Source organism: Actinomadura sp. 6N118, from assembly GCF_044326415.1.
Classification (GTDB): Bacteria; Actinomycetota; Actinomycetes; order Streptosporangiales; family Streptosporangiaceae; genus Spirillospora.
Map to the genome: position 1 here is coordinate 53,228 of NZ_JBIRAZ010000014.1, position 20,203 is coordinate 73,430.

At 67.4% G+C, this 20,203-nt stretch carries 18 protein-coding genes; 8 read left to right on the top strand and 10 right to left on the bottom strand.

Going from position 1 to position 20,203, the window contains the following annotated elements; translation table 11 throughout:
• Nucleotides 1-89: 89 nt before the first annotated feature.
• The 4 genes from manA to mmsA form a co-directional block, all read right to left on the bottom strand.
• A complete protein-coding gene (manA, locus tag ACH34W_RS32570) occupies nucleotides 90-1,376 on the bottom strand; it encodes a mannose-6-phosphate isomerase, class I (RefSeq protein ID WP_395964979.1) in 1,287 nt (428 codons plus the stop codon).
• 27 nt (nucleotides 1,377-1,403) lie between these two features.
• A complete protein-coding gene (locus ACH34W_RS32575; RefSeq protein ID WP_395964980.1) occupies nucleotides 1,404-2,504 on the bottom strand; it encodes a substrate-binding domain-containing protein in 1,101 nt (366 codons plus the stop codon).
• A gap of 101 nt (nucleotides 2,505-2,605) precedes the next feature.
• Nucleotides 2,606-3,904 (bottom strand): multiple monosaccharide ABC transporter permease, encoded by a 1,299-nt coding sequence (gene mmsB, locus ACH34W_RS32580; RefSeq protein ID WP_395964981.1) that lies wholly within the window; start codon nucleotides 3,902-3,904, stop codon nucleotides 2,606-2,608.
• A complete protein-coding gene (gene mmsA / locus ACH34W_RS32585) occupies nucleotides 3,901-5,421 on the bottom strand; it encodes a multiple monosaccharide ABC transporter ATP-binding protein (RefSeq protein ID WP_395965180.1) in 1,521 nt (506 codons plus the stop codon). Before mmsA ends, mmsB begins: the two co-directional genes overlap by 4 nt.
• A gap of 288 nt (nucleotides 5,422-5,709) precedes the next feature.
• Between mmsA and ACH34W_RS32590 the strand changes: the two genes are divergently transcribed.
• Nucleotides 5,710-6,951, top strand: a complete 1,242-nt coding sequence (locus tag ACH34W_RS32590; RefSeq protein WP_395964982.1) for an ROK family protein — start codon at nucleotides 5,710-5,712, stop codon at nucleotides 6,949-6,951.
• Between the two features lie 10 nt (nucleotides 6,952-6,961).
• Nucleotides 6,962-7,864 (top strand): ROK family protein, encoded by a 903-nt coding sequence (locus ACH34W_RS32595; RefSeq protein ID WP_395964983.1) that lies wholly within the window; start codon nucleotides 6,962-6,964, stop codon nucleotides 7,862-7,864.
• Nucleotides 7,865-8,008: 144 nt separating this feature from the next.
• Here ACH34W_RS32595 and ACH34W_RS32600 read toward each other — a convergent pair whose 3' ends face one another.
• The 4 genes from ACH34W_RS32600 to ACH34W_RS32615 form a co-directional block, all read right to left on the bottom strand.
• Nucleotides 8,009-8,221 carry a hypothetical protein gene (locus tag ACH34W_RS32600; protein ID WP_395964984.1) on the bottom strand — a complete coding sequence of 71 codons (213 nt, stop codon included), beginning with the start codon at nucleotides 8,219-8,221 and terminating at the stop codon, nucleotides 8,009-8,011.
• 205 nt (nucleotides 8,222-8,426) lie between these two features.
• Nucleotides 8,427-9,287: an alpha/beta hydrolase family protein gene (locus ACH34W_RS32605; RefSeq protein WP_395964985.1), complete on the bottom strand. Its 861-nt coding sequence runs from the start codon at nucleotides 9,285-9,287 to the stop codon at nucleotides 8,427-8,429.
• 287 nt (nucleotides 9,288-9,574) lie between these two features.
• On the bottom strand, nucleotides 9,575-10,294 hold the full coding sequence (locus ACH34W_RS32610; protein WP_395964986.1) for a class I SAM-dependent methyltransferase: 720 nt from the start codon (nucleotides 10,292-10,294) through the stop codon (nucleotides 9,575-9,577).
• A gap of 45 nt (nucleotides 10,295-10,339) precedes the next feature.
• Nucleotides 10,340-10,912 (bottom strand): TetR/AcrR family transcriptional regulator, encoded by a 573-nt coding sequence (locus ACH34W_RS32615; RefSeq protein ID WP_395964987.1) that lies wholly within the window; start codon nucleotides 10,910-10,912, stop codon nucleotides 10,340-10,342.
• 103 nt (nucleotides 10,913-11,015) lie between these two features.
• On the opposite strand from ACH34W_RS32615, the gene ACH34W_RS32620 reads away from it, so the two are divergent.
• The 6 genes from ACH34W_RS32620 (at nucleotide 11,016) to ACH34W_RS32645 (ending at nucleotide 16,977) form a co-directional block, all read left to right on the top strand.
• On the top strand, nucleotides 11,016-12,020 hold the full coding sequence (locus tag ACH34W_RS32620) for an NAD(P)-dependent alcohol dehydrogenase (protein WP_395964988.1): 1,005 nt from the start codon (nucleotides 11,016-11,018) through the stop codon (nucleotides 12,018-12,020).
• Between the two features lie 155 nt (nucleotides 12,021-12,175).
• A complete protein-coding gene (locus ACH34W_RS32625; protein WP_395964989.1) occupies nucleotides 12,176-12,550 on the top strand; it encodes a hypothetical protein in 375 nt (124 codons plus the stop codon).
• Between the two features lie 145 nt (nucleotides 12,551-12,695).
• Nucleotides 12,696-14,504 carry a serine/threonine protein kinase gene (locus tag ACH34W_RS32630; RefSeq protein ID WP_395964990.1) on the top strand — a complete coding sequence of 603 codons (1,809 nt, stop codon included), beginning with the start codon at nucleotides 12,696-12,698 and terminating at the stop codon, nucleotides 14,502-14,504.
• A gap of 201 nt (nucleotides 14,505-14,705) precedes the next feature.
• Nucleotides 14,706-15,587: an aldolase gene (locus tag ACH34W_RS32635; RefSeq protein ID WP_395964991.1), complete on the top strand. Its 882-nt coding sequence runs from the start codon at nucleotides 14,706-14,708 to the stop codon at nucleotides 15,585-15,587.
• A gap of 144 nt (nucleotides 15,588-15,731) precedes the next feature.
• The gene (locus ACH34W_RS32640) at nucleotides 15,732-16,370 is read left to right on the top strand and encodes an aquaporin (protein WP_395964992.1); all 639 of its coding nucleotides are present in this window, start codon (nucleotides 15,732-15,734) and stop codon (nucleotides 16,368-16,370) included.
• A gap of 19 nt (nucleotides 16,371-16,389) precedes the next feature.
• Nucleotides 16,390-16,977, top strand: a complete 588-nt coding sequence (locus ACH34W_RS32645) for a ferritin-like domain-containing protein (protein ID WP_395964993.1) — start codon at nucleotides 16,390-16,392, stop codon at nucleotides 16,975-16,977.
• Between the two features lie 46 nt (nucleotides 16,978-17,023).
• On the opposite strand, the gene ACH34W_RS32650 is transcribed toward ACH34W_RS32645, so the two are convergent.
• Nucleotides 17,024-17,746: a hypothetical protein gene (locus ACH34W_RS32650; protein ID WP_395964994.1), complete on the bottom strand. Its 723-nt coding sequence runs from the start codon at nucleotides 17,744-17,746 to the stop codon at nucleotides 17,024-17,026.
• Nucleotides 17,747-18,034: 288 nt separating this feature from the next.
• Nucleotides 18,035-19,858, bottom strand: coding sequence for a gamma-glutamyltransferase (gene ggt / locus ACH34W_RS32655; protein ID WP_395964995.1), 1,824 nt, complete (start codon nucleotides 19,856-19,858; stop codon nucleotides 18,035-18,037).
• Between the last annotated feature and the right edge of the window lie 345 nt (nucleotides 19,859-20,203).

The following is a 20,203-nucleotide window of genomic DNA, read 5'->3' on the forward strand; positions in this document are numbered from 1 at the left end:
GTAGTTACACAAAACTTTCGATCTTCACGGACGTGGCAGCCCGGCAGGCGCAGCCCCTACCGGCTGGCCTGCCCCTACTGGCCTGCTGGTCATCCGGTTGCCGGGAAGGTGGGGATCGATGCTCGGAATCCCAGCCCTTGTCCGCCGATGGTCAGCTTGTTGTCGCCGTTGTGCGGCGCGAACAGCGCCTCTCCGGGATTCAGCAGGTGCGTGGTGTCGCCTCGGGTCACGGTGAGGGAACCCACAAGGCCGAGGATCGCGCTGGGGCCGGGATCCGGGATCGTGATGAGGGGGCGCGGGCGAAGCCTCGTCAGTTGAAACTGTTCCACTGGCGCGGGGTACATCTCCTCGCCTGTGGGCAGCGTTACCGGCTCGATGACCTCTGGTTTGGTGGGTGTGAAATCCGCGACGGCTGCGAGTTCGGCTTGGTCCACGTGCTTAGGAGTAAGGCCTCCGCGCAGCACGTTGTCGGACGAGGCCATGATTTCGACAGCGGTCCCGTGCAGGTAGGCGTGGATGGTGCGAGGCCGGGCGTACAGGGCTTGTCCGGGCGTGAGCGTCACCAGATTGAGCAGGAGCGAGGTGACACATCCCGGATCGTCGGGCTGGTCCGCCGCGATCCTCGCGGCAGCGCGCAGTGCCGCTTCGGGCCCGCCCATGCGTACTTCACTCTCGCCCATGCGCGCTTCACTCTCGCCCATGCGCGCTTCGGTCTCGCCCATGCGCGCTTGAGTCCCGCCTATGCGTACTTCCGCGACTAGAGCGCGACGATCGTTGATGGGCCAGGAGTTGAGCAGGTCGAACGTTTCGCCAGGCCCGCGCTCTTCAAGGACGCCGGCAATCCGTTGCAGCCGTTCACCGGGGAGATCTCGCAGCAAGCGGGCGGCGTCCCTCGGCTCACGGATGCCACAGAGCGCATCGAAATCGGTGACGGCGTACAGCAGCTCTGGCTTCGGCCAGTCGTCGCGGTAGTTGCGCGTCGGGTCATCGCGGGGAATGCCGAGCGACTCTTCCCGGGTGAACCCGCACACCGCCTGCTGTGAGTCGGGGTGCACCTGAATCGACAGCGGTTTGGCCACCGCAAGTACTTTGAGCAGGAAGGGAAGGCGGTCGCGTTCAGGGCCGAGAATGCCTGAACGGTCCGCCTCGATCGCGGCCAGCAGGTCCGTCCGGGCGGTGACTCTGGACGGCGCCGCCGGATGTGCCCCGATCCAGATTTCCGCCTCGGGCTCAGTGGTGGGAAAGGGTCTGCCTTGCAGCGCGGCGATGGTCGTCCGTGAGCCCCACGCGTAGTTGCGTACGGGATTGTCCAGACGGATCAGCTGCATGTCGCCGAACGGGTGTCCCGGGATGTCTTCGAAGGCATTCCGGGACACCGCGAACTCATCTCTCTCGGGGGGTTATTACTTGGTGAGCGGGGACAGCTTGGGGTCGTTGGCGTAGGCCTGGGCGGCGTTGGCCTTGGTGACGATGACCGGCGGGAGCAGGAACGCCGGGACGACCTTGACGCCGTTGTTGTACGACTTGGTGTCGTTGATCTCCGGCTTGCCACCGCCCTGCAGGGCCTTGACCATCGCCACGGTGTCCGCGACGAGCTTGCGCGTGTCCTTGTTGATCGTGGAGTACTGCTGGCCGGCCATGATGGACTTGACCGACTCGACCTCGGAGTCCTGGCCGGTGACGACCGGGATCGGCTTGCCGGCGCCCTTGACCGAGGTGATGATGGCGCGGGCGAGGGTGTCGTTGGGCGACAGGACGCCGTCGACGGTCTTGCTGCTGTACGTGGAGGTCAGCAGCCCGTCCATGCGCTGCTGTGCGACTTCGGCCTTCCAGCCCTGGACGGCGGTCTGCTTGATGTCGGCCTGGCCGGAGCCGACCTTGACCTCGCCCTTGTCGATGAGCGGCTTGAGGACGTCCATGGCGCCGTTGAAGAAGACGGCGGAGTTGTTGTCGTCCGGCGAGCCGGAGAACAGTTCGACCGTCCACGGCCCCTTCGGCTTCTTGGCCTTCATGCCGTCCAGCAGAGCCTGGCCCTGCAGCTGGCCGACCTTGAAGTTGTCGAAGGCGATGTAGTAGTCGACGTCCTTGGCGTTGGTGATGAGCCGGTCATAGGCGATGACGATCGCGCCGGACTGTTTGGCCTGTGCCACCTGGGTGGACAGCTGGGCGGCGTCGGTCGCGCCGATGACGATGACCTTCGCGCCCTTGGTGACCATCGCGGAGATCTGCGCCTGCTGGTCGGCGACGGTGGTCGAGGCACCCGCGTACTGCACGTCGGGCTTGAATCCGGCTTCCTTGAGCCCGTTGACGAACAGGTCACCGGCGAGCACCCAGTTCTCCGACGTCTTGGCCGGCAGCGCGACGCCGATGACGGAGTCCGCCTTGAAGCCCTTGTCCGAACTGCCGCTGCCAGCTCCCTCACGTTCGTTGGAGCAAGAGGTGGCGCCCAACGCCAGCATGGCCGCTGCGCTTGTCGCGATGGCTCTGGTGAGAAGTCTGCGCATGCTCGGGGTGACCTTTCTCGATGTCCTGCAGGGGTGGGTCCGCCGCGGCGGTGGGGTGGTGAAGCGGTGGGGTGGTGAAGCGGTGGGGTGGTGGAGCTGCGTCAGCCGGCTGCCGAAGCCTTGTCTGTCTCGCGGGGCGAGTCGGTCCCCGCCGTCACCGGCGCCGGTTCCTCCCGGCGGAACGGGCGCATGATCGAGCCGATGACCGAGAAGCGGCCCTGGCTGTTGTTGTAGACGTCGAGGGCGGCGGCGAGCAGCAGCACCAGTCCCTTGATGATCTGCACCATGTCCGAGCCGACGCCTTCGAGTTGCAGGCCGTTGTTGAGCAGGGCCATGACCAGGCCGCCCACGATCGAGCCGCTGATGGTGCCGAGCCCGCCGGAGACGGCCGCGCCGCCGATGAACACGGCCGCGATCGCGTCGAGTTCCCAGCTGAGCCCGTCCTGCGGGCCGGAGGCGGCCGATCGCGCCACGAAGATCATGCCGGCGAGCGCGGCGAGGACCGACATGTTCATCATGACGAAGAAGTTGACCCGCTGGAGTTTCACGCCGGACAGCTCGGCGGCGCGGGCGTTGCCGCCGACCGCGTAGATGTGCCGGCCACCGGCGGTGTTGCGGGTGTAGAACGAGTAGGCGATCACCAGGACGGCCAGGATGATGCCGGACACCGGCAGGCTGGTGCCGACCCGGCCGCCGGCGAAGCGCAGCGTGGCGAAGATGATGACGCCCACCATCACGGCCAGGCGCACACCGGAGACCCACGGCGGCGTCGGCTCGGCGCCCATCTCCTGCCGGATCTGCCGGGCGCGCCACTCCCTCCACACGACTGCGGCGCAAGCGGCCAGGCCCAGAAGCAGGGTCAGGTTGTTGTACCCGGTGCTCGGGCCGACCTCGGGCAGGAAGCCGGCGCCGATGGTGCGGAAACCCTCGGGGACCGGCACGGTGTCGGCGTTGCCGATGAACTGGTTGCCGCCCCGGAACAGCAGCATCCCGCCCAGCGTGACGATGAACGCGGGCACTCCGACGTAGGCGACCCAGAAGCCCTGCCACGCCCCGATGGCCGCGCCGACGAGCAGGCCCAACACGATCGCCGCCTGCCAGGGCACGTCATGCTGATGCATCGCCTTCGCGACCACGATGCCGGTGAACGCGGCGACCGAACCGACCGACAGGTCGATGTGCCCGGCGACGATCACCATCAGCATGCCGATGGCGAGGATGAGGATGTAGGAGTACTGGCTGACGACGGCGATGAGGTTGCCGGAGGTCAGCGTGAGGCCGTCGGTCAGGACCTGGAACAGCAGGATGATCGCCACCAGTGTGAAGATCATGCCGAACTGGCGGGCGTTGGAGGCGGTGCCCCCGAAGAGGTTCTTCTTGAGGTCTTGGTAGCGGCTCATCGCGTCGCCATCTTCTTCGTAGAGGTCATCTGCTTCATGAGGAGTTCCGGGTCGGCGTCACGGCGCAGGACGTTGCCGGTGATGGCCCCCTCGAACACGGTGTAGATGCGGTCGCACAGGCCGATGAGCTCGGGCAGCTCCGAGGAGATGACGATGACGCCCTTGCCCTGCTCGGCGAGCCGCTGGATGATCCCGTAGATCTCGTACTTGGCGCCCACGTCGATGCCGCGCGTCGGCTCGTCGAGGATCAGCAGGTCCGGATCGGTGAACATCCACTTCGCCAGGACGACCTTCTGCTGGTTGCCGCCGGAGAGCTTCGTGACGCCCTCGTCGACCGTCGGTGCCTTGACCCGCAGGTTGTCGCGGTACTCCTCGGCGAGCCGGTGCTCCCTGACCTGGTCGACGACGCCATGCCGTGTGATCTTCGGCAGCTTGGCGGCCACGATCGAGGTCTTGATGTCGTCGAGGAGATTGAGCCCGATGGCCTTGCGGTCCTCACTCACGTACGCCAGGCCGTGCCCGATCGCGTCGGTGACCGACTTGAGCTGGATCTCCTTGCCGTCCTTGTAGACGTGCCCGCCGAGCCAGACTCCGTAGGACCGGCCGAACAGGCTCATCGCGAGCTCGGTGCGCCCGGCGCCCATGAGGCCGGCGAAGCCGACGATCTCCCCACGGCGGACGTTGAAGCTCGAGTTCTTGCACACCAGCCGTTCGGTGGAGATCGGGTGGCGCACCGTCCAGTCCCGGACCTCGAAGAACACCTCGCCGATGGCGGGGGTGCGCTCCGGGAACCGGCTGCCGAGCTCACGGCCCACCATGCCGCGCACGATGCGGTCCTCATTGACCCCGTCGGCGCGCACGTCGAGCGTCTCGATGGTCCGCCCGTCGCGCAGGATCGTGATGGAGTCGGCGATCGCCTCGATCTCGTTGAGCTTGTGCGAAATGATGATCGAGGTGATGCCCTGCCGCTTGAACTCGCGCAGCAGGTCGAGCAGATGCCGGGAGTCGGCCTCGTTGAGGGCCGCGGTCGGCTCGTCAAGGATGAGCAGCTTCACGTCCTTCGCGAACGCCTTGGCGATCTCGACCAGCTGCTGCTGGCCGACGCCGATGTCCTTGATGAGCGTGTCGGGATCCTCCTTGAGACCCACCTGCTCCATCAGGTCGACGACGCGCCGCTGGGCGCCCCTCCAGTCGATCGCGCCTCGCCGTCGCGGCTCATTGCCCAGAAAGACGTTCTCGGTGATCGACATGCCGGGCACCAGGGCGAGCTCCTGGTGGATGATCACGATGCCGGCGTGCTCGCTGGCGCGGATGTCACCGAACCGGACCTCCTGGCCCTGGTAGACGATGTCGCCGCTGTAGGTGCCGTGGGGATGCACGCCGCTCAGGACCTTCATGAGCGTCGACTTCCCCGCACCGTTCTCCCCGCAGATGGCGTGGATCTCGCCGGTACGGACCACCAGGTTGACGTCCGCCAGGGCGATCACGCCGGGGAACGTCTTGGTGATCGAGCGCATCTCGAGCAAGGTCGGGGCCTGGTTCACGACCGAGTTCACGACCGAGGCTCCCCGCTTCGCGGCCCGCCGCGACCAGGCGAGTCCGGGCCTGGAACGACGCAGCATGGCAATGACATCAACCCACTCCGGTGATCTTGTCTGTGACTCCCGGCCACGGCGGCGAGCGTGACCCCATCGCCGGCGCCTGATGTGAGGTGCGTTACGTCCCGAGACCTTAAATCCAATTGTTTTACAAAGTCAACGGGCCTGGGACAGAATGTCGCAGAGGGTGAGCAGAGAGGATCTTCGGTGCGGCGAGCAGGCACGAATCTCCCCAAGGTGGGCCGGTACAACCGGGCGGTGGTGCTGGATCAGATCCAGCTCGCCGACGGCATCAGCCGGGCGGAGATCGCCCAGCTCACCGGCCTCACCCCGCAGACCGTCTCCGGAATCGTGCGACGGCTGCTCGATGAGGGCATCGTGCGCGAGGACGGCTCCAGCCGGGTCGCCGGCCTCGGGAAACCCCGCACCACCCTGCGGATCAACGCCGACGCGGGCAGTGCGGTCGGACTCCACTTCGACCCGGTCGAGCTCGCCTGTGTCGTCGTCGACCTGCTCGGACGGCCGCTGGTGATGAAGCGGCGCCCGACACCGCCGGGCGCCACTCCGGCCGATGTCGTCGCGGCCATGGCGGACCTGGTCGCCGACGTCCTGGCCGAAGCCGACGTGCCGCGCGACCGTGTGCTCGGTCTCGGCCTGGCCAGCCCCGGCCCCATCGACCAGGAACACGGCATGGTGGTCGCACCGCCGAAGCTCGCGAACTGGACGCGGGTGCCGATGAAGCAGCTGCTGAGCAAGGCGACGGGGCTCCCGGTCACCTTGGACAACGACGCCACCGCCGCCGCGATCGGTGAGCGGTGGTCGGGCGCCGGAAAGGGCGTGGCGAACTTCGCCTACTTCTTCTTCGGCACCGGCATCGGCGGCGGTCTCATCCTCAACCACCAGGTCTTCCGGGGCGGCTCGCTCAACGCCGCGGAGTTCGGGCACACGTCCGTGCTGCCGGACGGCCCGGAGTGCTACTGCGGCATCCGGGGCTGCCTGGAGAGTCTTGTCAGCCCCGCCGCGATCGTCGCCGAGACGCACCGCAGGCTCCGTGAGCAGCGCGGCGGCAGTGTGCTGTCGGAACCGTTCCACCGCGATCCGGCCACCGTCGACCACGCCGCGATCAAGGACGCCGCCGTGTCCGGCGATCGCGTCGCGGCCGCGGTCATCGAGGAGGCCGCCCAGCACGTCGCCACCGTCGTGGTCAACGTCGTCAACATCACCGACGTGGACCTCGTCGTGCTGGGCGGGCACGGCATCCGGAACGTCGAGAAGCCCTACATCGACGCGGTGGCCTCGGCCGTCGCCACGAGACCGCTGTCCCGGCACGTCCGGGTTGTCGAGATCGAACTCTCACCCCTGGGCGCGGACGCCGCCGTCGTGGGCGGTGCCGCGCTCGTTCTCCACGCCACCTACTCGCCACAGCTGTCTGAGCTTCTCGCGGATTGAAGGTACGTTCATGGACCAGGATGTCGTGCTCGGCGTGGACATCGGCGGCACCAAGATCAGCGTCGGCTTGATCAGTGTGGACGGGCAGGTGCACAGGCACGTCGAAACCGCCACGCCCGCCACCGAACCCCTCATCACCGAAGCGCTTCGCGGGTTGCTCACGTCAGTCGCGGGTGACGCGCCGCCACAGGCCGTCGGGCTGGCCTCGGCCGGCCCGGTCGACCTGGTGCGCGGCACGGTGAGTCCCGTGAACATCCCGGCCTGGCGCGACTTCCCCTTGATCGACCTGGTCGGCGACATCGTGCCCGGTGTTCCGGTCACCCTGGTCGGCGACGGCATCGCTTATGCCTTGGGAGAGCACTGGCTCGGCGCGGGGCGCGGCGCGGCCTCGATGCTCGGGATCGTGGTGTCCACCGGCATCGGAGGCGGCCTCGTCCTGGGCGGCGCGGCGTACCCGGGGCCCAGCGGCAACGCCGGCCATCTCGGCCACGTCGTCGTCGATCCCGCCGGTCCGCCCTGCTCATGCGGCGCGGCCGGCTGCGTCGAGGCCTTTGCGAGTGGCCCGTCGATGGTCCGGTGGGCCAGAGGGCGCGGCTGGACCGGCCCCGACGCGCGCGCCCTGGCCGCCGACGCCGCCCAAGGCGACACCATCGCCCTAGCCGCCTTCGACCAGGGCACCCAGGCACTGGCACGCGGCATCGCCGCCACGGCAGCACTGTGCGACCTCGACCGCGTCGTCATCGGCGGCGGAGTATCAGCCGCCGGGGAGGTGCTGTTCGCACCGCTGCGACGGCACCTCGAACACACCATCACCCTCGACTACGCCCGGCGCGTCACCGTGCACCCCTCCACCCTCGGACGGCACTCCGGCCTGCTAGGCGCCGCAAGAAGCGCGCTGCCGTCTCCCGGGTGACCGCGTGGCGGACGGTCTGACCGGGGCCGCGAGGGCGGGCATTTGCCACGACCACAGCCCTCCTTGCGCGGGGCTCGAGACCCGCCCCGCGCAAGGCTGAACCATCTAGTCCCTAGACGGCCTCAAGGGAGATCGGACGTGTCGTCACTTGAGCCAGAGCATGTAGCCGTCCGGCTGCCTGGTGCACTTGTAAGCGTCGAAGTTCTCCCGCACGTACTGCTGGCCCGCATTGACACAGGCCCGCTCGCTGCCGTAGACCTGCCACGGGATCCAGTCCGCCGCCTCGGCGGGAACGCTGAACCCGCCGACCACCATGGCAGCGACACTCGCGCCCATTAGGACCTTCCGTACACGCATGCGCGGCTCCTCTCGCTGGACCAATTTGGAAGATCATTTCAACGCGAGGGCGGCCAGACGATCACAACAGCTGTCGAGCCGACTCAATGATCTTCGGGGATTCCCGCTCTTGAAGATCACCCGCGTCGGTGCTCTGAGCCCCAGTGCTCGCCGGCCCGCCGGGAGCGGGTCGCTCCCGGCGGGCCGGCTTCCCACCAGCGTGGGCCTAGTAGGGGCAGGTCTGGCGGTATTTCTGGATCGTCGGGCTGGGCGCGGGGGGCGGCGGGCACAGGAACTGGGTGTAGCGGGTGTCCTCGTCGACCCAGCGTTTCATCCAGGAGATGGCGTACTTGGCGATCGTGTTGTTGTCACTGGTGAAGGTGAAGTGTCCGGCGTTCTCTAGCTCCAGGTAGGCCTTTTCACCTGCGAGCTGCGCGTAGAACGGTTCAGAGTGGAAGCCGGGGCTCGCGACGAAGTCATTGTCACCGCCAATGATCATGGTCGGGACGCGGACGTTGCTCCAGTCCATGCCGAGGTCCCAGGGGGCGAGCGGGATGGCGGCCTTGAGGCTTGCGGTCTGCTGCGCGGCGCGCAGGGTGCCGCCACCGCCCATGGACCAGCCCATCACCGCGAGACGGCCGGGGTCGATCCGGTTCTTGATCGTGCTGTCCTTCTTCATGTAGTCGAGCGCGGAGAGGAGCTGGGCCGCCCTGGCTTCCGGCAGGTCGAACCCGGTGGTGATCTCCAGAGTCATGACCACGAAGCCCTGGGAAGCGAGCCGCGGCCCGTACCAGGACACCAGGGCCTCGGGTGAGACGAAGCCGGGTGCGACGGCGATGGCGCCGAACGTGCCCTGGCTGGTGTCGGTCGGGTAGTAGACGGTGCCCTCCCGGATGCCCGGATGGCTGAACGCACCGACCTTCTTGCTGGCGATGGCGAACGGACCCAGCTTGGCGGTGACACTCGCCTCCGTAGGTGCCGGCCCTCGCTCGTAAGGGTTGGCTACTGCGTGGGAGGTCGCGGGGTTGATCACGATTCCGGCGGCCAGGGCCGCCATCGCAGGAATCAGCTTGAGCGATTTCTTCACCGGCGGGCTTTCCCTTCCATGGGGGCAAATGCCGCGCCCGTTAGCGCTTTGGGCGACCGGTGCTGCCAGACTCAGTTCCAAGGCGACCGACGGGGGGCAGGCATCAGTGTGGGATCGCCCAGTCGTCCCCGCTTTGCGGAAACCGCTTAAGTTGCGCGTGCCTCTTTATCGGGAAACGTAGGCTCAGCCATGGCAAAGAGCGATCGCAACGCCGCTGACTCAGGAAGGTGAGTCGTTACCGGTGGCGAATGTAAGGACAACCGCACGTCCGATGGAGCGGGTCCGGTTCAGGGCGTCTCGGCTTTGCGTGCGAGGACAAGCCGGGCTCGCGGGCTGCCGTCCTTGCGTTGGCCTAGGGCCGTCAAGGGAGCCGTCGTCACGGTGAATCCGGCTGCTGTCAGCTCGTCGCGGACCGCGGGTAGCGTGCAGGTTCGGTAGTACATGACGAACGGCGGACGCCACACGGCGTTGCGGACCCGCATGGCCGCGTCGAATCCGAGCAGCGCCCAGTACGTGCCCGACGCGATGGGCGGCGGCGCGCCGATCGGGAAGGCGAACAGCCCGCCTGGCCGCAGCGCGCGGTGGACCCCGGTGAAGAGTGCGGGCCGTTCGGCGGGCAGGAAGTGTCCGAGCGCTCCGAAGCTGACCGCGAGGTCGAAGGCCTCGACGAAGGGCAGGGCCCGGACGTCGGCCCGGACCCACTGGGCATCCGGGTGTGCGCTACGCGCCTGCGCGAGCATGCCGGTGCTGAAGTCGACGCCCGTGACCCGTCCTTGGCACAGGGGTTTGAGGACCCGCATGCCCGCGCCGGTCCCACAGCACACGTCCAGTCCCTGGCCGAACGGCCCGAGTGGACGCAGAGCATCGGCGGTCGCGCCGAGAATGCCCTCGGGGGTGCGGAAAGGCGTGTGGTCGAACTTCGGAGCGAGCAGATCGTAGCCACGCTCGACCGAGGACAACGCCTGGATCGCCAGTTCACGCAGAGATGGACCTTGAGCCGAGAACACCGACACAGGGTACTTGTCCGAGGCCCAGACAGACCGCCGTGCGCGTCAACGGGGCTGGGTGTTGAGGATTTGTTCGGCGAGTTCGCGGGCGGAGGCGGCCGGGTATGTGTCGGGGCGGGTCGCTCCGGCTGCCAGGGTGCCGTCGATGAGGAGGAAGAGCTGGTCGGCGGCGTGGGCGGGCCGCGGGTGGTCGAGCTTGCGGAGTTCGACTTCGAGGAGCTGGTGAACGCGCTCGCGGTAGTGACGGGTGATGGCGTGCCCCGGATGGTCGGGGTCGGTCAAGGTGAAGTCGGCGGCCAGATAGCGGCAACCGCGGAAGTCCGGCTTGCCGATGACCTCGGCGAGCCTGTCGAAGATGGCCAGCAGGCGGTCGCGCGGGTCGTCACCCGCTGCGTCCATGGTCCGCCGGTAGTCGGCCTCGTCTTCGGCGGTGCTGCGGCGTAGCACTTCGGCGATCAATCCGTCCTTGCCGCCGAAGTGCTCGTACAGCGAGCGCCGGGCCACGTTCGCGGCTTTGAGCAGCGCATCGACGCCAACACCCACGCCGTGGCGATAGGTCAGTTCCTGGGCCGCGTCCAGCAGGCGTTCGCGTGGGCCCGGCGCGGTGCGCGTGGTCATGGCCTTCAGCCTGCCAGTGGTTGACCGGTAGATCAACCGTTCTATATGGTCGAGTAGACCGAACGTTCTATCTATGGATCGAAGGACGGGAGGAACCCCACTCATGCGCAGCTACCACGTCGACAGCGGTGCCGGAATAGACGGCCTGTCGATCAGAGAGCATGAAGATCCGGTCCCGGGCGCCGGGCAGGTTCTGGTCGCCGTGCGTGCCGTCTCCTTGAGTTATCGCGAGCTGATGGTGCTGCGCGGCGACTATGTCCTGCCGGTGAAACCCGGCGTCATCCCGGTATCGGACGGAGCAGGCCAGATCATCGCGGTCGGCCCCGGGGTCAGCGAGACGCGAGTTGGTGACCGGGTCGCCGCCACGCTCTTCCCGAGCTGGCAGGACGGCCCGTTCGGCGTCCAGCACCTGCCGCAACGCGGCGGGTCCCTGGACGGCATGCTGACCGAGCTCGCAGTGATCGACGAGGACGCGCTCGTACCGATTCCCGACCATCTCTCTTACCAGGAGGCCGCGACACTCCCCTGCGCCGCGGTGACCGCGTGGAACGCCCTGACCGGCGACGGCGGCGGCCTGCGACCAGGCCAGACCCTGGTCACGCAGGGATCGGGTGGGGTGTCGCTGTTCGCGCTCCAGTTCGCCAAGGCGCTGGGTGCCCGGGTGATCGCCACAACGAGCGGTCCGGAGAAGGCGGAACGCCTGGCCGAGCTCGGCGCCGACGAGGTCATCGACTACCGGTCCACTCCAGACTGGCCCGGCAAGGTCCGGGAGCTGACCGGCGGCCGAGGCGCCGATCGCGTCGTTGATGTCGCCGGCCTCCTGGCACAGTCACTTACGGCGGTGACGACGGCGGGCCACGTCTCCTGCGTGGGCTTTGTCTCCGGCACCGCATCACCGATCGACCCCCGGGTGCTGTTCGCCTCCGGTGCCACCCTGCGTCCCGTCGCCGTCGGCAGCCGAGCGCAGTTCTTCGCCATGAACCGCGCCATCGAGGTCAACCGGCTCAAGCCGGTCATCGACCGGGTGTTCGCGTTCGACGACGCGCCCGACGCCTTCCACCACTACGCCTCGGGCCGGGCGTTCGGCAAGGTCGTCATCAAACTCTGAAAGCACGTGATCCCGTCCTGCTCCTTCGCTCCGGACTCGGTGATATCCGCAGTTTCTTATCTCAGTAGTCACTACTGATGCCGGGCATTGGCATGGCCGCACAGACTGCTGAAGGTCAATTCCAGACCGACGTCTCAGTCTTGAAAGGCTGTCTCATGTCTCCATTCCTGACCCGTCATCTCACCAAGCTGACCCGTGCCGCTGCCGTCGGTGTCCTGGCAGCGCTGCCGCTAGGCGGAGCGTTCGCGCTTTCCGCGCCCGCCGCACACGCCGACAAGTGCACGGAACTGTCTGTCGCCATGGAGTTCACCGGCACCCATGTCGTGGCGGAGAAGTTCCGTATCTGCGAAGGCGGAGGGGTCATCCCGCTTTCGGTGAGCATCCAGCAAAAGGACCCGGCAAGCGGCCTGTGGAAGACCGTCGCCACCGGCGTCGGCGGCGCCGGCTACGCCTGCAAGGGGAGCTCGCCCTCCAAGCGTTACCGCCTGGCTGGCACCACCAGCGCAGGTGTCCTGCTGCCCTGTGCCTGACACCCCCGGAATCAACGGGAAGTTCCGGGGCGTTCGGCTTCGCGCCCGTTCACGCAAGTGCGTCCCAAGACGCAGACCTTGATGATCTCCCTCATCTACGCTTAGCTCAAGTAAACAGTGATGTTTGACAGAGCGGGTAGGTGGAATGTCCGGCGCAGGACTCAGGGCGCTCAGGGCCGGCGATCCGGAGCGGATCGGGCCGTACCGATTGCTGGCACGACTGGGAACCGGCGGGATGGGCCAGGTCTATCTCGGCCGTTCCCAGGGGCGGCGGCTCGTCGCGGTCAAGGTCGTCCACCCGCACTTCGCCGACAACGCGGCGTTCCGGCGGCGGTTCGCCAAGGAGGTCGTGGCGGCACGGCGCATCGGAGGCTTCTACACCGCCCAGGTGGTGGACGCCGACACCGACGCCGATCCGCCGTGGCTGGTGACGGAGTACATCGCCGGGCCGTCGTTGCAGGACGCCATCGACGAGAACGGCCCGCTGCCCGAAGTGGCGGTCGCGGCGCTCGGTGCCGGGCTCGCCGAAGGGCTGGGGGCCGTCCACGACCAGAACGTGATCCACCGGGACCTCAAGCCGGGGAACGTCTTGCTGGCCCAGGACGGACCGCGGATCATCGACTTCGGCATCGCCCGCGCGATGGACGCCCCCTCGCAGAGCGTGTCCATGGTCCTGGTTGGGACGCCCGGCTACATGTCGCCCGAACAGTACGTGGGCGGCGACATCGGAACGTCCAGTGACGTGTTCTGCTTGGCCGCTGTGCTGGCCTTCGCGGCCACCGGCCGGCACCCCTTCGGGGAGGGACCGGCCGATGCCCTCGGCTACCGCGTCCGCCACGAGGACCCGGACCTGACGGGCGTCCCGGGTTCACTGCTATCTCTGGTCGCCGCCGGGCTGGAGAAGGACCCGGACGACCGGCCCGAGGTCGGGGAGTTCCTGGACCGCTGTTCCGCGCTGGCGGCGGGCGAGGTGATGTCCCTGCCCGACACGGTCACCACGATGATCGCCACACGGGTGGCCGAGACCGAGGTCTTCGTGGGGAAGCCCGGCGCAGGAGAGAAGGGGGCCCATCCTCCGCAGGACGAGGAGAGAAAGACGCGGCGTGAGGAACGCTCAGAGCAGCGCCCACCACAGCAGAAGCCGAAGAAGTCGTCGCAGGGACCTTCTTCTCAGGGACGCGCTCCGCAGGCGCAGCGTCCCCCGATCCAGCCTCCAGGTCAGCCTCCGGCCAACGTGACCAGGCCGCCGGTCAAGCCTGATGTCGGGATCGTGGCCGGGATCGTCGGTGTCCTGCTGGTCGTCGTGTTGATCGCCGTGGCCAGCGCCAACCGGTCCGGCGTGTCGAGCAACGCCGGCGCCGGGTCAACCCGGAACCCGACCCCGGCTGAGACGCGGACCGAGACTCCGAGTTCCAGCCGGACGAGCAGCTTCACCAGCGGCAGTACCTACAGTCCGAGCCCAAGCCCGACCCCCGACCCGACCTATGAGGCGTTCGACGAGATCTCGGTCGGAGACTGCCTGGACGCGTACCAGGACCCCTATGACATCGGCGACTGGAGCGAGAACACGCCGAACGCAGTCTCCTGCAGCCGGAGTGACGCCTACCTGAAGGTGTTCAGGATCGAGGACTCAAGCTCCTCATGCGACGCCGAGGCGCTCGACGGCGAGTCATGGTGGAGGTCCCCCACGCACGACGGGGACAACATCTATCTCTGCGTGCGGAGGCAGCTGAGGCAGGGCGAGTGCTTCCTGGGCAAGAAGGGCAGCAAGTCGGGCCGGGTAGCCATCACCGGGCACGGCCTGATGACGTCGTGGGGTTGCGGCAAGAACACCGTCCCCAAGAAGTTCGACTACATCCTCAAGTTCACCGGCTACTACGAGAGCAGATGCCCCAGCGGCTCGCGGACTTGGGAGAACTACCTCAAGGGCGTGCTCTGCGCCAAAGTCGTCTGAGAACCGCCGACCGCTCGCGGGCGACGCGCTCGGCGGCGCGCTGTGCCACGGAATGCCGGTCGGCTGGGATCCACGCGGACGATCTCGTTCGCCAACGCCGCCGGGGCGCATATCGTCGGCGGGGCGCATATCGTCAGCGAACTGGCATGTTCTGCCGCCATGCCGAAGATGAGGTCCTGACACCACTGCGTGAGGTGAACCATGCGTGATCGGTTGCGAGAGATCACCGAGACCCGGGCGCACGACCCGGGCGCGATCGGGCGGGCGGCGGCCCGCCGGGTGAGGGCGGCGTCCCCGCTCGGCGACGGCGGCCGTGCAATGATCATTGCGGCGGACCACCCGGCGCGCGGCGCTCTGGCGGCCGGAGGGGATCCGGCCGCGATGGCCGACCGTGGCGAGCTGCTGGAGCGGCTGTGCGTCGCGCTGGCCCGTCCTGGTGTCACCGGCGTGCTGGGCACCGCCGACATCCTGGAAGACCTGCTGCTGCTCGGCGTGCTGGACGGCAAGACCGTGTTCGGTTCGATGAACCGCGGCGGCCTGGCCGGCTCGAGTTTCGAGATCGACGACCGGTTCACCTCCTACACCGCCGACGGCATCGCGGCCATGGGGTTCGACGGGGGCAAGATGCTGACCCGGATCGCCCTGGACGACCCCGCCACGCCCTCGATCCTGGAGAACTCGGCGCGCGCGGTGAACGCGCTGGCCGAGCGGCGGCTGATGGCCATGGTCGAACCGTTCCTGTCGATCTGGCGGGACGGGCGGCTGCGCAACGACCTGTCGCCGGACGCGGTGATCAAGTCGGTCGCGATCGCCTCCGGGCTGGGCACGACCTCCGCCCGCACCTGGCTCAAGCTGCCCGTCGTGGCCGAGATGGAGCGGGTGCTGGCGGCCACGACGCTGCCCGTACTGCTGCTCGGCGGCGAGGTCCGGGACACCGAGGCCGCCTTCGCCTCGTGGAAGGAGGCCCTGGAGCAGCCGATCGTGCGCGGACTGGTGGTGGGCCGGTCGCTGCTCTACCCCGCCGACGACGATGTGACCGGTGCCGTGGACCGGGCGGTGGGGCTGCTCATGGCAGGTGCATGACGAGCGAATCTGATTGCAGATGGCTGAGTATCGACCACGATCCGGGTACGTATCCGGCACCCCTAACCATCTGTCAGGTGTCCGTAATCCGCATGTAAGGATTACAAGCTTCCATCGCACGACTTTTCGTTTCAGTATCGGCACATGCGCAGCTATGCAGCTGAATTCATCGGTACGTTTTTCCTCGTCTTCACCATCGGATGCACCGTTCTGGCCAAGGCGCCACTCGCGCCGCTGGCCATCGGCGCGGTGCTGATGGTGATGGTTTATGCCGGGGGTCACGTCTCCGGAGGTCATTTCAATCCCGCGGTGACTCTGGCGGTGCTCCTGCGGGGGCGGATCCGGCTTGTGGACGCGGCCGCTTATTGGGTCGCTCAGGTCGTGGCCGCCGTCATAGCCGCGTTCACCGCAGAATACGTCGTCGACCCCGGCCCGGTGGCCAAGCTGTCTCCATCGGGCGGTGACATCTGGGTCGTCATGCTTGCCGAGGTACTGTTCACCTTCGCACTCGCGTACGTCGTCCTGAACGTCGCCACGAGCAGAGACCACCCCGACAACAGCTTCTATGGCCTGGCCATCGGATTCACCGTCGCGGCCGGAGCCTTCGCGGTCGGCGGGATCTCGGGCGGGGCGTTCAATCCGGCGGTGGCGGCGGGCACGGGAACGCTCGGACTGATCGCCTGGTCGAAGATCTGGATCTGGCTACTGGCTCACCTCGCCGGAGGGGCCGCGGCGGCGGGGGCCTTCCTCGCGCTCAATCCCGCGGAACGCACACCGGAATAGCGGGGACGGACGTGCTCCCATGAGCAGGATCGCCAGAGAGCTCGTCGAAGGCGCGGGTCTGGACGTGAACGTGCTGACCGGCAAACTGACAGCGGCCGCCGGCGACGAACTCGCGACCTTCTACCACTACGCGATCCTGTCCTGCCATTCGGTCGGCCTGACCGACGACGGCCTGCGTGAGATCATCAGGGACATCCGCGCCGAGGACCTGATCCATTTCGATGAGTTGACAAAGCGGGTTTACGAGCTGGACGGGATATTGCCGCTTGATCTTCCGGGACTTGTGGGCCGGGGTGACCTTTCGTCATCACAAACGCCTGATATCCGCAGCCCCGACGACCTCATCGCGAGGCTTCTGGAGTCGGAACGCCGAGCAATTCAAACGTACACGCATATTTGTGACGTCACCGCAGGCAAGGATCCCCGTACACACCAACTGGCTCTGGCCATCCTCAACGAGGAGGTCGAGCACGAGGCGTGGATCAGGGAGTTCCTGGGCGAGGGGCAGGGCGGGAGATTCCGGCCGGGCTTTCGCGGCCGGGCACCGGAGGTGCGCCGCGCCACCGGCCAGGATCTCCCGCCGGCACACGGTTTCCCGTCCAGCTGAGCCAGCGGGCTCATCGGACCCCTTGAGCGGCTCGCGCCGGTCCAGGTCAGGCCTTCGGCCGGAACCTGACCTCCATCGCGCCGGGTCCCCCGCACCAGCCCGCCTCGCCGGTACCCTGCCCGATATTTGCCCTACGCTGAAAAACGCCGTATCCCCCCTGCGAGAATTTCACCGTCTTGTCAACCTTGATCGTCTGTGTCAAGGACCGGCCCCCCGTGATCTTTACGATATGGCCGACGTCGTTCGGCAAGAGGTGCTTGCCATTGTCTTGCCAGAGATTCTGAGCACCCAGGATCACGTTCTTGGAAGGAATCGGGGCCGAGTACTTGGTGACGATTTTGACGATGTGGGCGCTCGTCCGCGTCACGTCCTTGACCGTAAAGATCGCGACCATCCTCCACGCGTCCCCGCGGATACACGAGCTCTGATTTTCCACGGACACCGACATTCCGTCGCTCTGATGAGTGAACGGCCCCTTCCCTCGGAGGAAATTGAGGAAGGAAACGGGGCGTTCAGCCATGCTCGACCCGCCCTGACCCGCGGTCGTGGAGGTGTCACCGGAAGCCTGCTGGCCACCATTCCCGGTCGCCGCACCGGCGCTGCCAGCGCTGCCGACGCTGCCTGCTGCACCCGTACCGCCGGCCAGGCCGTCGTGACTGGAGGCAGTAGCCGCCGTCGTGTCGTCCCCATCGGCAACCGCCCACAATCCTCCGCCCGTGGCTGCCATTCCCATTGCACCCGCCGCGACGAGCATCGTCAACTTTTTCATGTGGCGCCTTCTCTGCCATGGTCCGGCCGCTTCGCGTTCCGCTGACCACCGTCCCGTTTCTCCATTTAGCAGGACTGTAGTGAGCGCGGCGAAGTGCCAACTAGGGCCCTAAGACCCTAGGGCCGACCCCAACACGAGAGGGGCCGACCCCACTGAGTTTCGCTAGCGACACCGAGCGAATTGACGCAGTCGCAATGACGCAGTCGCAATAAAGCCCTCCAGGGCCGCTCCAAATGGGCATGGCCGTGGTTTGGAGAGTTCACCGCGATGCACGAGGTCGGCGATGCGCTACGGCTTGACCACCATCGCGCTGCCACCGCCCCGCCGGACCGGCTCGGCCGCCGCCAGGAAGCGCCCGTTTCCGAGCAGCTCGATCCCGGTCACCGAACCGATCTCGGAGCTGGTGCCGAAAACGTGACCGTAGACGTCCCTCAGGGCCGGTGCTTCGGTGGCGAGGAACGCAGGCTCGGCCAGGGTGGTGGCCGTGTTGCGTTGCGTCGCGCGCGGGGAAGCGATCGCCTGCGGGAGTGACCTGCCGAGGTCGATGCGTTCGAGCAAGACCTGCAGCACGGTGGTGATGATCGTCGAGCCGCCGGGCGAGCCGGTCGCCAGGAACGGCTTCCCGTTCTTGGTCACGATGGTCGGCGACATCGAGCTGCGCGGGCGCTTGCCGCCGTCCGGGGCGTTGGGGTGCTTCGGGTCGTCGAAGTTGAAGTCCGTCAGCTCGTTGTTGAGCAGGAAGCCCCAGCCGGGAACGACGATGCCGTTGCCTCCGGTGGACTCGATCGTGAACGTGTAGGAGACCACCATGCCGTTCTTGTCGGCGACGGTCAGGTGTGTGGTCGACTCACCCTGGTCGCCCGCGGTCACGACTCCCGGGGACGGGGCGCCGTTGTCGCCGCGCGGATCGCCGGGCGCGACGGGCGAGGTGGCCGCCTTGTCGGTGATGAGCGCGCGGCGCTCGGCCGCGAACGAGTCGGAGAGCAGGCCCCTCAGCGGCACGTTGTAGTACGCCGGGTCCGCCAGGTAGGCGTTGCGGTCTGCGAACGCGTACCGGGACGCCTCGATGAAACGGTGCAGGCCATGCGTGCGGCTGGCGCCGAGGGGCTTGTAGCCCTCAAGGATGTTCAGGGCTTCACCGACGGTCGAGCCGCCGCTCGAGGGCGGCGCCATGCCCCAGATGTCCAGGCCGCGGTACCCGATGCGCGTCGGCGCGCGGTTGGCGGCCTTGTAGGCCGCGATGTCCCGCTCGGTCATCAGGCCCGGACGCCAGCGATGGTTGGCGTCGGCGGCGATCGGCGGTTTCTGGGCGGCCTTGGCCATCGCCTTGGCGACCGGTCCCTTGTAGAACGCCTTGGTGCCGTGGCGCGCGATGAGCTGGTACGTGCGCGCCATGTCGGGGTTGCGCGAGACACTGCCGACGTCAAGCGGAGTGCCGTCGGGATCGAGGTAGATCTTGGCGGTGGACGGTACGTCGTCGAAGAAGTCGACGTTCGGCGCGGTCTGGTCGAAGAACGTCTGGTCGACCACGAACCCCTTGCGCGCCACCTTGATGGCCGGGTCGAGCGCCTTCCGCAACGACGTCGTGCCGTAGCGATCCAGCGCCTCGTCCCACATCCGCACCGTGCCCGGCACACCTGCCGACAGGCCGCTCCATCGCGCGTCCTGGAAGGACAGAGCATTGTCGCCCTCGAAGAACGACTTCGGGTGCATGGCGGCGGGGGCCTTCTCGCGGCCATCGATCGTCTTCACCTTGCCCTGCGGCGTGCGGATGACCATGAAACCGCCGCCACCGATGCCGCATGAGAACGGCTCGGTCACCCCCAGTACGGCCGCCGCGGCCACCGCCGCGTCGACCGCGTTGCCACCCCGGCGCAACACGTCGATGGCCGCCTGCGTCGCCACCTGGTCGACAGTCGACGCAGCGCCACCTGTCCCCACAGCCGTTGGGATCTTGGCGCCCGGCTGGCCGTTCGCCGTTCCCTGCCCGAGCTCACGCCGCTCCGGCTTGCTCGAGGCGGTGTCGGCGGCTTGCGCGGGCGACACCGCCCACAGCGGCGCGACGGTTATGGCCGTGGTGGCTGCGAACAGCCGGAATGCACGATGTCTCACTGGAATCTCCCTGCGCCGGCATCCCCTCGACGGAAGATCGCCATGAGGTGCCAGCCTCCATCCCGGGTCTACGCGACGTCCAATGATGATTCTTTTGAAGCCACTTAACAAACGCTTATGTTTGGGCGACGCTCACCACTGCAGCAGACTCGCCCGACTTGCAGGCTAGGCCAGGGGATTGTTACCTTGTGTAATCAATAAGCCACTTTTAGTGTAGATGTGTGGTAGAGGCGCGAGCTCCAGAGACGGGTGAGCGGAGGGATGAGCGGCCGCCAAAGCGCTCGATCGTGATCACCCAGCTCGTGATGTTCGCCGGGCTCGCCGCCACCTACATCTCACGTACCT

What these genes read in the sequence shown, in the direction of transcription:
- ACH34W_RS32645 (WP_395964993.1), top strand. Translation starts at nt 16,390, where the DNA reads ATGAGCAGGATCGCCAGAGAGCTCGTCGAAGGCGCGGGTCTGGACGTG.
- ACH34W_RS32575 (WP_395964980.1), bottom strand. Translation starts at nt 2,504, where the DNA reads ATGCGCAGACTTCTCACCAGAGCCATCGCGACAAGCGCAGCGGCCATG.
- mmsB (WP_395964981.1), bottom strand. Translation starts at nt 3,904, where the DNA reads ATGAGCCGCTACCAAGACCTCAAGAAGAACCTCTTCGGGGGCACCGCC.
- mmsA (WP_395965180.1), bottom strand. Translation starts at nt 5,421, where the DNA reads ATGCGCTCGATCACCAAGACGTTCCCCGGCGTGATCGCCCTGGCGGAC.
- ACH34W_RS32615 (WP_395964987.1), bottom strand. Translation starts at nt 10,912, where the DNA reads ATGACCACGCGCACCGCGCCGGGCCCACGCGAACGCCTGCTGGACGCG.
- ACH34W_RS32650 (WP_395964994.1), bottom strand. Translation starts at nt 17,746, where the DNA reads ATGAAAAAGTTGACGATGCTCGTCGCGGCGGGTGCAATGGGAATGGCA.
- ACH34W_RS32640 (WP_395964992.1), top strand. Translation starts at nt 15,732, where the DNA reads ATGCGCAGCTATGCAGCTGAATTCATCGGTACGTTTTTCCTCGTCTTC.
- ACH34W_RS32620 (WP_395964988.1), top strand. Translation starts at nt 11,016, where the DNA reads ATGCGCAGCTACCACGTCGACAGCGGTGCCGGAATAGACGGCCTGTCG.
- ACH34W_RS32630 (WP_395964990.1), top strand. Translation starts at nt 12,696, where the DNA reads ATGTCCGGCGCAGGACTCAGGGCGCTCAGGGCCGGCGATCCGGAGCGG.
- ACH34W_RS32635 (WP_395964991.1), top strand. Translation starts at nt 14,706, where the DNA reads ATGCGTGATCGGTTGCGAGAGATCACCGAGACCCGGGCGCACGACCCG.
- ACH34W_RS32600 (WP_395964984.1), bottom strand. Translation starts at nt 8,221, where the DNA reads ATGCGTGTACGGAAGGTCCTAATGGGCGCGAGTGTCGCTGCCATGGTG.
- ACH34W_RS32595 (WP_395964983.1), top strand. Translation starts at nt 6,962, where the DNA reads ATGGACCAGGATGTCGTGCTCGGCGTGGACATCGGCGGCACCAAGATC.
- ACH34W_RS32625 (WP_395964989.1), top strand. Translation starts at nt 12,176, where the DNA reads ATGTCTCCATTCCTGACCCGTCATCTCACCAAGCTGACCCGTGCCGCT.